We start from the raw sequence: 13,727 nt of genomic DNA on the forward strand, positions 1-13,727 counted from the left end.
ATTACAGAAAACTAGAGGCTTTTTTATGTGCGAAAATTAGTTCTTTCGATGCTTGTCAAAGTATTTCTTTGTTTCCCCGATGACAATAGGAGAGAGTGCTAGAAGAGCGATTAAGTTCGGCAAGGCCATGAGGGCATTGACAATATCTGCAAGAATCCAGACCGCCTCTAGACCTACAAAACCACCGAGAACAATCATCAGGACAAATAGCAGGCGATAAACGCGGATATAGCGAACCCCAAAGAGAAATTCAAAACAGCGCTCACCATAGTAGTTCCAGCCCAAGATAGTCGTAAAGGCAAACAGAACTAGAAAGACTGAAAGCAGAACCGGACCAAAATTAGCAAAAACACTCGCAAAGGCTGCCTGAGTCAAGGACACACCGTTAAGATTGCCATCCCAGACCCCTGTGATTAAAATCGTCAAGCCTGTCAGACTACAGATAATCAGGGTGTCGATGAAGGTTCCGGTCATAGAAATCAAGCCTTGTTCTACCGGTTCCTTGGTCCGAGCTGCCGCCGCTGCAATGGGTGCTGACCCCAAACCAGATTCATTGGAAAAAACTCCACGCGCGACCCCGTTTTGAATCGCCATCTGGATGGTCGCACCGGCAAAGCCACCGACAGCAGCCGTCTGACTAAAAGCTGAGCTAAAGACCAGCTGGAGTGTGGGCAGCAATCGATCGAGATTGACCGCTAAGACAGTCACAGTCCCCAAGATATAAATAGCTGCCATAAAGGGCACAACCTTGGTCGATACTCGAGCGATAGACTGGATGCCGCTGAAAATAACCAGAGCCACCAAAATAGCCAAGATAGAAGCTGTCACAGCTGGAGGCAGCTGAATGGTATTCTGCATGGCCTCTGTGATGGAATTGACCTGCGTAAAGGTCCCAATCCCCAAGAGAGCCACCAAGATACCAGCTATTGCAAAAAAGATAGCCAGCGGGCGCCACTTCTCGCCCATCCCTAATAGGATATAGTGCATGGGACCGCCCGCCATAGCACCATGAGCATCCTTGCGGCGGTACTTGATAGCTAAGAGGCCCTCGGCATACTTCGTCGCCATCCCAAAGAAAGCAGCCACCCACATCCAGAAGAGCGCCCCCGGTCCACCGGTTTTAATGGCAGTTGCCACTCCGATGATATTTCCCGTTCCCACAGTCGCGGCTAGAGCCGTACAGAGAGCCGCAAAGCTAGAGACATCGCCCTGATGCTCCTCGTCCGATACAAAGATTAGCCGAAAGGCACGAGGAAGTCGAAAAATCTGCAGCAAGCCCAGACGCAGACTGAGATAGATACCAGTACCAACCAGCAAAATGAGCAGGGGCGGACCCCAAACAAAAGAATCCAGACGATTCAATATTTCCAACATGATATAAGCTCCTTTTCACACCGAGAAAAAGAAAGAGCACATGCAAAACATGTACTCTGGATGTGCTGGAGTAGGGAAATCCCTGCCTCTTCGCTCTGTCCTTTTACCTGAGAGTTTGAGCGGTTCTAAACCGCCTTGCCCCTTCGGTGCCATTCATGGTCTCTCCAGAGTTCCGTCCATTTCACAGTCAGAGGTGCCCGCCTCTTTCTGAAAAACTTCGTTCGGTGTTGATTATTAATTTTCTATTATTCTAAAAGAACATTCGCCTTTTGTCAATATTTTGTGAAAATTTTTGAGCATGTAAACGTTTTTTGATGCAAAAAAGAAGCCCAGAGGCTTCTTGCTTAGCTTAATTCCGCGATAATAGCCTTGAGCTGGTCTTTGGTGTGAACACCTGCGACTTGCTTAACGACTTGACCTTCTTTCTTGAACAGAAGGGTCGGAATGGACATAATGCCAAATTCACGGGCAGTATTTGGATTTTCATCCACATCCATCTTAAGGATTTTTAATTCGTTCTCATGAACTTCCCCTGCCAACTGCTCCAAGATAGGCGCCTGCATACGGCATGGACCGCACCAAGTTGCCCAAAAGTCAATCAGAACCAATCCGTCTTTTGTTTCTTCTGCGAATGTTGCATCTGTAACGGCTGCTACCATAAATCTTCTCCTTTAAATAGCTTACTTTTGATAACATTTTACACCAAAAGCAACAGAAAGAAAAATATTTGCTACGGGTAGACCTTAGTCACTCAGTGAGAAATGGTTGGTCATGAGATTGCTGGCATCCAAGAGAACTTTCTCCAAGAGCTGGTCTGTCGCTTCTTGCACCTTGTCGCTCATAGCTTGATTTTCAGCTTCAAAGTCCACATCCTCGCCCTTAGTCAGAGCTCGGTCTACCCGACCAATCATTTCATGACCCCAGGCCATGGTCTTTTCCTGATAATCATCCAAATCTCCGACATGACTGCTAAAATGAGCATCAGCCAACCCAGCAATGATCCGATTAGCCCAGTAGAAGGAATCCGTCGAAACCTTGTCTGTCGTGTTGGCAAAGTAGTCTGGCGTTGTTGAGACTTGAGTAAAGAAAGGAACAGCTGTATTGTAAGGCATGGAGCCGTAGGATAGCCACTGGATCCCAGTCGTTTCCTGCGGTTGATTAGGGCGCAGCTGCAAGATGGCTGTCTGACTGGTCCGATTAATCCCAATAGTCCGAAAGGCCCGTCTGCTGTGGTGGTCCCCCTCTGCTCCGTAAGGATCATAAGGCGAATCCTGATAGTGGCTGCTCAGGACATACTTGACATCTTCGATCGTGATTTTGCGGTAAGGCTTGCGACACCATGGAATGAAGAAACTCCTTGGTTCTTGCTCCACTTCTGGATTGAGAAAACGCTGGATATCCCAAGCTCGCGGTGTATTGTAATGGCGATCCTTATCCTTCTGGCTACCAAAAGCATAGCGCGGATTGAAGCCCTCGTCCGAGTAATTCAAATTGAGATAGTTTTCCTCGATAAAGTTTTTGAGATTTGGATGACAGAGGAAATGCTCTGGATTGTCAAATTCAAAATAATCGCTGCCCAGCTGATTGGGATTGGTCACATAGGCATCGTCTGGTACGCGTCGCGCCATCCAATGGTGGCCGCCAATGGTTTCCAGCCACCAGATTTCATTAATATCTGAAATAGCAATCCCATTGGACTCATAAGTGCCGTACTCTTCTAGGATTTTCCCTAAGCGTAGAACCCCTTCGCGAGCTGTTTTGATATAGGGAAGAACCAGCGTAAGGATATCTTCCTCGCTGATACCTGACTCTACCAAAGGATCTGCCCCCAGTACGCGGCTGTTGGTCGTAATCGTTTCCGTTGCGCTGACAGCAACATTGTAGCTGTTAATTCCAGCAGCTCCCCAAATCCCATCTTTGGGAACTGCATCTGGCACTGCCGTATAGCGGACTGGATTGTCCGGCAAATCCATCTCAAAGGACGTTAAAACTGACTGATAATGGCGTGGCTGGTCTTGCGGCTCCACTACAACAAATTTCTTGGGCGTAAAGACCCCATTTTGTGAATCCTCTGTACGAGCCACAATGGTTGAACCGTCGTAACTGGCCTCCTTGCCCACCAAAATAGTCGTGCAAGAATCTGATGCATGCTTTAGTCTCATTATTTTCCCTCCGAAACACTTTATGCTGCTTACATTATAGCAAAAAGCAGGCCCTCATAAAAGAACCTGCTGTTATCTCTTCGCTGAAACTTCTAATACCCTATTCGATTTTCAAGACATAGGTATGTTCCTTGTAAAGCTCATCAATCTCAAAATGCTCCAAATCTTCTTTCCTTGAGACAATATAATGTCCTTCTCTTTGATAATAGCCTAAAGGATTTCCTGACTTATCTGTCAGACAGATTATCTGTTTCTTAGTATCAACGCTGAAAGAAAACGGTCTTTGATCTTTGGGGCGTCCGACAACTAAATAATCTTGACAAATCAGCTTGCCGCCCCACTTCTGATAGAGGTGATTTGCCTGCTCTCCGTCTCTGGTAAAGATGACCAAGGCCTCAACTTTCTTTTCATGCAGCTGCTCTCGAGCAGTTTGAAAGAGTTGACTGGCTATCCCTTGATTCTGAAAATCAGGATGGACAGCCAGATTAGCGAAGTAAGCTATCTTTTCTCCCGGATAATATGCATAAGAATGACTTGCTTCTTCGGTGTAAATCCCAATATCTAGAAGCCCCACAACCTGATCATCTTCCACTGCTATGAGCTCAATCGAATCTTGGTAAGGCTCTTCAGTAAACTCATCCTTGCTGCGGCTCATATCATCAAAGAAAGGCGAAAAGAGATAACTCAAAGCCTTTGTATAAATCCAACTTTTCTCATAAGTCGAGTCATAGATTTGTATTTTCATTTCTGGCCTCTTACTTAAATATCACAATCGTTGCACCGCTGCCGCCAGCATTTTGCGGAGCATAGCCAAAAGACTTAACATGCTTGTTGCGGCGGAGGTATTTTGTCACTCCTTCACGGATGACGCCGGTCCCGATACCGTGGATAATATCCACCTGAGCCATGTTATTGAGGAGGGCCTGATCGATAAAGGCATCAAGCTCTTCCATAGCCTCTTCGTAGCGTTTACCGCGCAAATCCAGCCTGGCTTTCGGTCCAGCAGTATTGGCTCGCTTGACTACATTGACCTGCTTGCGCTTAGGCTGCTGCTCCTTTTCAGCCTTGAGTAAGTTAAACTCCTGCTCTTCTAGAGTCATCTTGATAAGACCGACCTGAGCTTCCCAACGGCCGTCCTTGAGCTGCTTGACCAAGGTTCCCCGCTGACCATAGCTGGTGACTAGAATATCATCTCCCACCTTGGGCGCCCGATTTTTCTTAGCCTGCTTGAGCACCTTATTCTTTGATAAATCAACGGTTTCTGGTGCCAACTTTTTAAGCTGAGCCTTGGCTTCAATAATCTCATGTGGTTTAAGGCTGGACTTATCATGGAGATTTTTGAGAATGCTCTCACTCTCTGACAAAGCCAAATCAACGATTTTCTGGGCTTCCAACCGTGCCTTATTGAGCTCGGTTTCCTTTTCTCGGTTAAACTCATTGTAAAGTTTTTTGAGGGCTCGGTTAAATTTGAGATTTTCCTGCTCCACCTCGCGGATATTATCCAAGCGCTTGCGGCTTTCTAGCGTCTGCTCCTCTAGGCGCTCAATAATCCGATTGACATCACTGTCTGTGTCGGTCTGCTCTTGGGCATGGCCAACGATAACTTCCGACAAGCCCAAACGCCGAGCGATTTCAAAGGCATTGGAACGGCCAGGCACTCCCTGCATAAAGCGATAGGTCGGCCTTAAACTATCTGTATCAAACTCCATGCTGGCATTTTCCACCCAGTCCGTCTCAATCCCATAGGCTTTGAGCTCAGGATAGTGGGTCGTCGCCATTGTTTTAATCTGTCTCAGCCGCAAATCTTCCAAGATAGCAATGGCCAGAGCTGCACCCTCTTGCGGGTCAGTTCCAGCTCCCAGCTCATCCAGCAGAACCAGACTCTCGCTATCAACTTGCTCTAAAATAGAGACGATATTGGTCATGTGACTGGAGAAAGTTGACAGACTCTGCTCAATGGACTGCTCATCACCAATGTCTGCAAAAATCTGACTGAAAATCCCGACGCGGCTCCCCTTGTCCGCCAGAATCGGCAGACCTGACTGGGCCATGATCTGAGCCAAACCCAAGGTCTTCAGCATGATGGTCTTACCACCGGTATTAGGCCCGGTAATGACAATCTCTGTCAAGTCTGGCCCGAAATGCAAATCATTAGCCACTGCATTTTCAATCAGGGGATGGCGGACACTAAGCAGTTGGATATCCTGCTCTTCCGACAGGTCTGGCACCACCGCTCCCGTCTCCTGCATGAAGCGGATCTTGGCACGCACTAGGTCCAGATGTCCGATAATCCAAGCATTGTTGGCAATTTCAGCTGCATGGGGACGGAATAGGTCCGATAATTCCTGCAAAATCCGCTGAATTTCATAACGCTCGTCCGCTCGACTGCTGGCAATTTCTTCGTTTAGATTGACAACTGCTCTAGGCTCGATATAGACGGTATTACCGCTGGCTGAAATATCGTGAACCACACCAGAAATGCGGTTGCGGTAGGTATTTTTTACAGGCAGCACATTGCGGCCATTCCGGCTGGCCACTACCTGATCCGCCAGCATCTCTCCCTTATTTTTGAGAATCTCTTGCAGAATTTCCCGCACCTGATTTTCATTTTCTTGAATTTTTCGGCGAATGCGGCTCAAACTTTCGCTAGCAAAGCTTTCGATAAAGCCGCCATCATTCACAGCCTGCAGACTTCCTTGCAGCTTAGGGAAAACAACTAGGTTCTCAAACAGACGGTCCAGCTTTTCCAAGTGCACATTTTCCAAGTCATCATAAAAGGACTTGAGCTCCTGAGTCACTGCCAAAACGCGCTTGAGAGCTAAAAACTCCTCAATATTCAAGTCGCTTTCCAGCTCCAACCGCTTGGTCAAGGCAGTGATATCCTGAGTCGCAGCCAGACTAAAGTGGGGATGCTGCACAAAAATCTGCTGCATATCTCTCATTTCCAGAAAAGCCGAGGCCACTGTCTCCTTCTTGCTGGTCGGCAAGAGCAGACCCAGCTCCAGCTGCCCCTGCTCGGTCAAAAGATAGGGAGCAAAAAGTTCTTTAATCTTTTTAAATTCTAAGGTTTCTAAAATTTTTGTGTTCATAATTTTCTTTTCTAGTAAAAAAGAACCCAGCTAGCAGGCCAACTGAGTCGTCTTTTATCCGATAACTTGATTCACCCAGAGATCTTTGAGGATATTGGATGTGATAGGGGTATACTTGACAATAAAGCGAATCATAAAGCTGCTGTTGAGCCGCTCCTGAACCATCTCCATCGGCACCGTCGCTAAAATAGTCAGGCACATTCCCAAAACAAAAATAGAGATGCAAACAGCGATGGCTCCGCTGGTCACATTGTACCATTTGGTATCCAGCTTATTGGGGTAGGGAATCAGATTCGCAAAAATCCCGAAAAAGCGCCCAAGGATGTAGACAGCTGTAAAAATAATAAGATAGGCCAAACCAGCATAAAAAACCTGATCCAAGTGAAAAAGTTGGGAGCTAGGGAAAAAGTAGGTCGAAGAGCCCTGAGTCGCGCTGGCATAAGGCACCCAAAGACTGATAAACTTGGCCAAGCTCTTATAAAAAGCTCCAGCTACCAGCATGGAAACCATGGTTGCAGCAGCATAATAGCCCTGCAGAACAATACCACGCGAGTAGCCAATATAAAAGCTCCAGGCCAATATTAGTAAAATAATAATAGAAAGCATTATTTCTCCTCTATTTACCCGACTTTTCTCTCAAATCACTGAGCATTTTGTGACGAAAATCTTCTAGTTCTTTTTCCTTGTCGTCAAACTCAATCTCGCGGCTGAGCTGGGTAGACAGGCTATTGACAGCCAGCAAAATCGCCAGGACTTCATCATCTGCCGCAGGCATCTGCTCTTTGATAGCCTTGTATTTTTCCTTTGCTACCCGTTCTACTTCTTCCATAAAGAGATTATCGTGTTCTGTTGTTAGAGTTAAGGTCTTGTTTCCAAATGTAAATTTATATCGATTCAAATTTGCCATAAAATCACCTCATTGTATTATATCAAAAAAGAAGCCCTTTGTCAGTTATAAAAACACTTGGAACTAGACAGGGACTTTCTTTTTCATCTTTTTTGACATTGCAAGCAGCGGTGCTATCCTACAAAATTTTTGTAGGATTTTCAATCTTATGACTTTCGACTTTTCCTTTTTATGGTACAATAGGGGGTATGGAAAGTATCACACTCAGTCCCAAACAGCAAGAAATTCAGGCTTTTGTTGAGAAATATCAGAGCAAGCTGGCTCCCAGCAAGAACCCTCATATTCAATATTTCTTCCGGCTGGATCAGGCGACGGTCAGTGTCTTTAGCTCCGGAAAAGTTCTCTTTCAAGGGGCAAAAGCTGCTCACTACGCTGGCTTTTTTGGCCATCAAGCAGGCAAATCCAGTTATAGTCCTGCTTCTCAGAATTTTGCCCTCATTGGGACAGATGAGGTCGGCAACGGCTCCTACTTTGGAGGTCTAGCCGTCGTAGCTTCTTTCGTTACTCCAGACCAGCACGACTTTCTGAGAAAACTGGGCGTTGGTGATTCTAAAACCTTGAACGATAGCAAGATTCGCCAACTGGCACCGGTCTTGAAAGAAAAAATTGCTCATCAAGCTCTGCTCCTATCGCCAGAGAAGTACAACGAAGTCATCGCTTCTGGCTACAATGCCGTCTCTGTCAAGGTAGCTCTGCACAATCAAGCTATCTACCTACTGCTGCAGAAAGGCATCAATCCCGAAAAAATCGTCATCGATGCCTTTACCAGCCAGCAAAACTATAATAAATACCTAAAGCAGGAAAAAAATCATTTTCCAAATCCGGTAAGTCTGATTGAAAAGGCTGAAGGAAAGTTCCTAGCTGTTGCGGTCAGCTCTATTATCGCTCGTGACCTCTTTCTGGAAAATCTAGAAAATCTCAGTCAAGAGTTAGGCTATACCCTGCCTAGCGGAGCCGGAAGCAAGAGCGATCACGTTGCCAGCCAGATTCTTCAAGCCTATGGAATGGCCGGTCTGCAGCATTCTGCTAAACTCCACTTTAAAAATACTGAAAAAGCACAAAAACTTTTAGAAAGGTAACCTATGAAAAAATCAAATACTGCCGTTGTCATTCTCAAAGAATGGGGGCTCTTTATCATCTTTATCTCTATCATTATCCTATCACGGCTCTATCTCTGGTCCCCTGTAAAGGTAGATGGCCACTCTATGGACCCTACGCTGGCCAATGGGGAATATCTACTTGTGCTTAAATATCAGTCAATTGACCGATTTGATATCGTTGTCGCCACTGAGACAGATAATGACGGAACGACCAAGGAGATTGTCAAGCGGGTTATCGGTATGCCGGGTGATACTATTCAGTATGAAAATGATACTCTTTACATCAACGGCAAAAAAACAGACGAGCCTTACCTGACAGACTACATCAAAAAATTCAAAGAAGACAAGCTCCAATCCACTTATACTGGGGATGATTATGATGACAATGGTGTGTTTTTCAGAAAACTCGCAGCTCAGGCTCAAGCCTTCACTGTTGATAGTGAAGGCAGCCCTGTCTTCACCATCAAGCTTCTGGATGATGAATACCTGCTTCTGGGTGACGACCGGATTGTTTCCAAGGATAGTCGCCAAGTCGGCACCTTCCAAAAAGAACAAATCCAGGGCGAAGCTAAGTTCCGCTTCTGGCCGCTGCTGCCTTTTAAGACCTATTAAGCATATCGAACTCAGTTGAACGTCAACTGGGTTCGTTTTAAAAGAAGAACCTATAAACTATGGAATTTTACTTTTCAGGAACGATTGAACGCATTATTTTTGAAAATCCCAGCAACTTTTTCCGCATCCTGCTCTTAGATATTGAGAATACAGATGCTGAGGATTTTGAAGATTTTGAAATCATTGTCACCGGCTCCATGGCAGATGTTATGGAAGGCGAAGACTACAGCTTCTGGGGCAGTCTCGTCCAGCACCCCAAATATGGCCAGCAACTTAAAATTTCTCGCTATGAGCGAGCCAAACCCAGTAGCAAAGGCCTAGTAAAATACTTCTCTAGTGACCATTTCAAGGGAATCGGAGTCAAGACTGCTCAAAAAATCGTCCAACTCTACGGAGAAGATACCGAGGACACCATTGACAAGATTTTAGCAGATCCGGAAAAGCTAACCCAGATAAACGGCTTAGCAGCTAAGAACCGCGAGGCCTTTGTCGCCAAGCTCAGACTCAACTACGGAACGGAGATGGTACTAGCCAAGCTGGCAGCCTACGGCATTCCCAATAAGCTAGCTTTTCAAATCCAGGATACCTACAAGGAAGAAACGCTGGATATTGTCGAAAAATATCCCTATCAGCTAGTAGAGGATATTCAGGGAATCGGCTTTAAAATTGCTGACCATCTGGCAGAAGAGCTGGGCATCCAAAGTGATGCCCCTGAGCGTTTTCGGGCTGGCCTTGTCCATACCTTGCTGACCCAGTCCATGGAGCGGGGAGATACCTATGTCGAAGCTCGTGATTTACTAGAGCATACCATCGAGCTCTTAGAAAGCTCACGTCAAGTGGAGCTGAACCCTAGTCTAGTCGCTGATGAGCTGGCCCATCTGATTGAGGAAGATAAGGTCCAAAATGTAGAGACCAAGATCTTTGAAAACAGCCTATTTTTTGCTGAAGAAGGGATTAAGAGCAATCTGGTCCGTCTACTGGAAAAAGGAGAGCAAGACTGCTTTGACGCAGATAACATTACTGCGGCTATCCAGCAAGTGGAGGAAAGCTCCGGCATCTCCTATGACAGTATCCAAAAAGAAGCCATCCGTCAGGCTATCAATCAGAAGGTCTTTATTCTAACCGGCGGACCGGGTACTGGAAAAACTACCGTTATCAACTGTATCATCGCAGTCTACGCCCAACTTCGTGGTTTGGATCTGCGAAAGGTCAATGATCTGCCTATTCTGCTAGCGGCTCCCACTGGACGTGCTGCTCGTCGCATGAACGAATTGACCGGTCTTCCTAGCGCCACTATCCACCGCCACTTGGGGATGACTGGAGATGATGACACCAGTCATTTGGATGATTATCTGGATGCTGATTTTATCATTGTGGATGAATTTTCCATGGTGGATACTTGGTTGGCTAATCAGCTCCTCAGCAATATCTCCTCTCAGACCAAACTCTTGATTGTCGGAGATGCCGACCAGCTGCCCTCTGTCAGTCCGGGTCAGGTTCTGGCAGATTTGCTGCAGATACCGACTATTCCACAGACCAAGCTGGAAACCATCTATCGGCAGAGCGAAGAGTCTACAATCGTCACACTGGCTAGCCAGATTCAGAAGGGCATTCTACCAGCAGATTTTACAGACAAAAAAGCGGACCGCTCATATTTTGAAGCTAGAAATGAGCATATCCCACCTATGATTGAAAAAATCGCTAGCGCTGCCATTCGCAGCGGTATCCCAGCTCAAGATGTTCAGGTATTAGCACCTATGTATCGGGGGCCAGCCGGTATCGACCAGATTAACAATCTCATGCAAAATCTCATCAATCCTGTCGAGAAAGAGGAATTGACCTTTGAAGCTCCCGACTGCCAGTACCGCCAGGGCGACCGGGTCATTCATCTGGTCAACGATGCCGAAAGCAATGTCTTTAACGGCGATCTGGGCTATATCACCGACCTCTTGCCTGGCAAATACACCGACTCCAAGCAGGACGAGCTGACCATTGACTTTGATGGCAATGAACTTGTTTATCAGCGCAGCGAGTGGTACAAGATTCGCCTGGCCTACGCCATGAGCATTCACAAGTCTCAGGGCAGTGAATTTCCGGTAGTTATTTTGCCCATCACCAAGAGCAGTCACCGGATGCTGCAGCGCAACCTCATCTACACTGCTATCACCCGCGCCAAGAGCAAGTTGATCTTACTTGGGGAAAAAGTAGCCTTTGACTATGCCGTCAAAAACACCGGTACCGCCCGCAAAACCTATCTCATCGAGCGCTTTGGCGACTTTCCGCAAGCTGAGAGTAATATTCACAATACTGTGGATAAAATGAAAGCGCCTGTGGAAAACTATGTCCTAACTGAGGAAAACTTCCAGAAAATTGACCCTATGATTGGGATAAGAGAAGAAGATATAAAGGGAATTTTTAAGTAAGCCTTGACTCCCTTCTTTGCTCTGTGTATAATGCTAAAATGTGGCTATACGACCAGACAAAACAACAATTAACTTTCTTCAAAGGAGATATTAATGAAATACAATAAATATGCCTCTCTAATAAAATGGGTGCTTGTAGGATGCTGTCTCATTTTATTTGGTACCCGTTCATCAACAAGAATTAAGGATATCAGTGTGGAAACCTTGCGAAAAGAAGGAAAAATTCTTTCTGCAAAAATCTCTGACACCTCTTACAGCCAAGCAATACAAATTACTCATATTGATGGACCGGTTGCTGAGTTAAAAGAAGAGCATGACTCAACCTATTTCTACAAAGTATCTTATATAGATAAAAATGGTAGGAAAAGCGATATTGGCCTGCGCAATGATTCTTCAACTAGCCGCTTCGTAGATGAACTAGAAAAAGCGAATACTTTAGGAGGAGAGCCAAAATGGTTGATTGCCTCAGTACACTCAGCTTCAGATATTCCTGATTACGCTAAAATCATGAAATCGTATCTATTTAATGATGAAAATAACCAACAACTGAAATACTACATCACTCTCTCTGATGACAAAGAATTCCAAAAAGGTGGAACAACTTCCTTCACTTTCTTCACCTATATTGCTATATTCTGCATTTTGATCGGGTTCATTCGTTATTACTTAAACCATAAAAGATTGAATGATTTTTTCAAACTCTATCCCGAGTTGAATGAAACGCTGGATCAGATTGAAAACAATGGTGGTTATGTTGACCCAGATATTCGTGTCTTCTTTTACAAGAATCATCTGGTCAGTTACAAATCTAGCTTTAAAACATGTGACATACATGACGCGCTAACAATTTATCATCATAGCAATTCATTCATGATTTCTATCTTTCCCATCATCAGAAAAAATGAGATTCGGGTTGTCCTTTCTGATGGCAACGAAGAGAAACTGCCTCTAAGACATCAAAACGTTTCTAAAACAGATCTTGCTTTAACTCGTTTAAAAAATCAAATCCATGACAAATTTCCAAATATTGAATTATAAAGAGGACAGTTTGCTGTCCTCTTTATATTAACTTTCTACAATTGAAGTTGGAAAATTCGGTGTGCCAATCATCGCTTAGCTTCGTTTTAAGTATGTCAAAGTCTGCTCCATCAGCTCGTCACTAAGAATATCAATGCCAATGGATTCCAGCATAAAGCGGAGAAAGCGGAGACGCTCAGCCTGCTTTTCAAAACTTTTCTCTGAAAATCGACCCCCTAATCGGCCTGACCGAGGAAGATATCCACAGTATATTCAGCACATAAATAAAAAGGCTGGGACAGAATTAAATTTTTTAGTTCTGTCCCAGCCTTTTTTTATGTCTTATTTTTCTGGCTAAAGAGCTGCAGGAGCTCGTCAGTAAAGATATCCAGACCGACCGAGGTCATCATAAACTGCAGAAAGTGGAAGCGTTCCGGCAGTCTTTCGGGCTCACTTTCAAAAACGGTCCCATGCATCCAAAAATTCACCAGCAGCAGAAAAACTTCTGCAGCCTGGTCCGGACACTGGGTCTGAAGGGAGCCATCTGCCATCCCTTTTTTGATAATGTCACTGACCAGAGGGGCGCCTATCCGCAGATTGTCCCGCATCATGGTCAAAATAAAACCTGCATCCTTCTCATACTCACCCACAATGCCGTCCGTAGCTCGGGCTGTCTGACTTTCCAGATTAGACTTGAGGATGGTCTGCAGCTGCTCTCTGCCAGTCAGATTTTCCGTAGCCTTGAGCCACTGCTTCATCTCTTCTTCCATCAGCTCCTGCCGGCTCCTAATCACCGCAAAGACAATCTCATCTTTTGACTTGAAATGATGATAGATAGCCCCCTTGGAGATGCCCGCCGTCTGAGCAATATCCTGCATACTGGTCTTTTCGGACCCCTTTTGGATAAAGAGCTGGGTTGCTGTATTTAAAATTTTTTCTCTCATGGCCTGGGATTTGTCTTTTCGCTGCGCCATTCTGTTCCCCTTTGTTTCTAGTATAGCTTTATTCTACCAAAAAAGCCGGAGAAATACAAAATCATAAAA

At 45.4% G+C, this 13,727-nt stretch carries 12 protein-coding genes and 1 riboswitch; of the genes, 4 read left to right on the forward strand and 8 right to left on the reverse strand.

Features of this window, described 5'->3' with window-relative positions; genetic code table 11:
* Window positions 1-36: 36 nt before the first annotated feature.
* From HMPREF9378_RS00935 to HMPREF9378_RS00905, 7 genes are all read right to left on the reverse strand, one after another.
* The gene (locus HMPREF9378_RS00935) at window positions 37-1,374 is read right to left on the reverse strand and encodes an alanine/glycine:cation symporter family protein (protein ID WP_002903371.1); all 1,338 of its coding nucleotides are present in this window, start codon (window positions 1,372-1,374) and stop codon (window positions 37-39) included.
* A gap of 85 nt (window positions 1,375-1,459) precedes the next feature.
* Window positions 1,460-1,552, reverse strand: a riboswitch (glycine riboswitch).
* A 166-nt stretch (window positions 1,553-1,718) separates the two neighbouring features.
* Window positions 1,719-2,033, reverse strand: coding sequence for a thioredoxin (gene trxA / locus HMPREF9378_RS00930; protein WP_002901492.1), 315 nt, complete (start codon window positions 2,031-2,033; stop codon window positions 1,719-1,721).
* A gap of 84 nt (window positions 2,034-2,117) precedes the next feature.
* Window positions 2,118-3,536 (reverse strand): C69 family dipeptidase, encoded by a 1,419-nt coding sequence (locus tag HMPREF9378_RS00925; protein ID WP_002901494.1) that lies wholly within the window; start codon window positions 3,534-3,536, stop codon window positions 2,118-2,120.
* A gap of 100 nt (window positions 3,537-3,636) precedes the next feature.
* Window positions 3,637-4,281, reverse strand: coding sequence for a GNAT family N-acetyltransferase (locus HMPREF9378_RS00920; RefSeq protein WP_002901495.1), 645 nt, complete (start codon window positions 4,279-4,281; stop codon window positions 3,637-3,639).
* Window positions 4,282-4,291: 10 nt separating this feature from the next.
* Window positions 4,292-6,625: an endonuclease MutS2 gene (locus HMPREF9378_RS00915; RefSeq protein WP_002901496.1), complete on the reverse strand. Its 2,334-nt coding sequence runs from the start codon at window positions 6,623-6,625 to the stop codon at window positions 4,292-4,294.
* Between the two features lie 54 nt (window positions 6,626-6,679).
* The gene (locus HMPREF9378_RS00910) at window positions 6,680-7,231 is read right to left on the reverse strand and encodes a CvpA family protein (RefSeq protein WP_002901497.1); all 552 of its coding nucleotides are present in this window, start codon (window positions 7,229-7,231) and stop codon (window positions 6,680-6,682) included.
* Window positions 7,232-7,241: 10 nt separating this feature from the next.
* Window positions 7,242-7,532: a hypothetical protein gene (locus HMPREF9378_RS00905; RefSeq protein WP_002896593.1), complete on the reverse strand. Its 291-nt coding sequence runs from the start codon at window positions 7,530-7,532 to the stop codon at window positions 7,242-7,244.
* Between the two features lie 188 nt (window positions 7,533-7,720).
* On the opposite strand from HMPREF9378_RS00905, the gene rnhC reads away from it, so the two are divergent.
* The 4 genes from rnhC to HMPREF9378_RS00885 all read left to right on the forward strand — a co-directional run bounded on the left by rnhC (window position 7,721) and on the right by HMPREF9378_RS00885 (window position 12,705).
* On the forward strand, window positions 7,721-8,611 hold the full coding sequence (gene rnhC, locus HMPREF9378_RS00900; protein ID WP_002901499.1) for a ribonuclease HIII: 891 nt from the start codon (window positions 7,721-7,723) through the stop codon (window positions 8,609-8,611).
* Between the two features lie 3 nt (window positions 8,612-8,614).
* A complete protein-coding gene (lepB, locus tag HMPREF9378_RS00895) occupies window positions 8,615-9,244 on the forward strand; it encodes a signal peptidase I (protein ID WP_002901501.1) in 630 nt (209 codons plus the stop codon).
* Between the two features lie 59 nt (window positions 9,245-9,303).
* Window positions 9,304-11,667 carry an SF1B family DNA helicase RecD2 gene (gene recD2 / locus HMPREF9378_RS00890; RefSeq protein WP_002914411.1) on the forward strand — a complete coding sequence of 788 codons (2,364 nt, stop codon included), beginning with the start codon at window positions 9,304-9,306 and terminating at the stop codon, window positions 11,665-11,667.
* Between the two features lie 93 nt (window positions 11,668-11,760).
* Window positions 11,761-12,705 (forward strand): hypothetical protein, encoded by a 945-nt coding sequence (locus tag HMPREF9378_RS00885; protein WP_002901504.1) that lies wholly within the window; start codon window positions 11,761-11,763, stop codon window positions 12,703-12,705.
* A 314-nt stretch (window positions 12,706-13,019) separates the two neighbouring features.
* Here HMPREF9378_RS00885 and HMPREF9378_RS00880 read toward each other — a convergent pair whose 3' ends face one another.
* Entirely contained in the window at window positions 13,020-13,658 is a 639-nt protein-coding gene (locus HMPREF9378_RS00880; RefSeq protein WP_002901506.1) for a TetR/AcrR family transcriptional regulator, read from the reverse strand.
* Window positions 13,659-13,727: the final 69 nt, after the last annotated feature.

Source organism: Streptococcus sanguinis SK1 = NCTC 7863 (genome assembly GCF_000194945.1).
Taxonomy (GTDB): domain Bacteria; phylum Bacillota; class Bacilli; order Lactobacillales; family Streptococcaceae; genus Streptococcus; species Streptococcus sanguinis.

Coding starts and splice junctions, on each gene's coding strand:
- HMPREF9378_RS00935 (WP_002903371.1), bottom strand. CDS start 1,374: ATGTTGGAAATATTGAATCGTCTGGATTCTTTTGTTTGGGGTCCGCCC.
- trxA (WP_002901492.1), bottom strand. CDS start 2,033: ATGGTAGCAGCCGTTACAGATGCAACATTCGCAGAAGAAACAAAAGAC.
- HMPREF9378_RS00925 (WP_002901494.1), bottom strand. CDS start 3,536: ATGAGACTAAAGCATGCATCAGATTCTTGCACGACTATTTTGGTGGGC.
- HMPREF9378_RS00920 (WP_002901495.1), bottom strand. CDS start 4,281: ATGAAAATACAAATCTATGACTCGACTTATGAGAAAAGTTGGATTTAT.
- HMPREF9378_RS00915 (WP_002901496.1), bottom strand. CDS start 6,625: ATGAACACAAAAATTTTAGAAACCTTAGAATTTAAAAAGATTAAAGAA.
- HMPREF9378_RS00910 (WP_002901497.1), bottom strand. CDS start 7,231: ATGCTTTCTATTATTATTTTACTAATATTGGCCTGGAGCTTTTATATT.
- HMPREF9378_RS00905 (WP_002896593.1), bottom strand. CDS start 7,532: ATGGCAAATTTGAATCGATATAAATTTACATTTGGAAACAAGACCTTA.
- rnhC (WP_002901499.1), top strand. CDS start 7,721: ATGGAAAGTATCACACTCAGTCCCAAACAGCAAGAAATTCAGGCTTTT.
- lepB (WP_002901501.1), top strand. CDS start 8,615: ATGAAAAAATCAAATACTGCCGTTGTCATTCTCAAAGAATGGGGGCTC.
- recD2 (WP_002914411.1), top strand. CDS start 9,304: ATGGAATTTTACTTTTCAGGAACGATTGAACGCATTATTTTTGAAAAT.
- HMPREF9378_RS00885 (WP_002901504.1), top strand. CDS start 11,761: ATGAAATACAATAAATATGCCTCTCTAATAAAATGGGTGCTTGTAGGA.
- HMPREF9378_RS00880 (WP_002901506.1), bottom strand. CDS start 13,658: ATGGCGCAGCGAAAAGACAAATCCCAGGCCATGAGAGAAAAAATTTTA.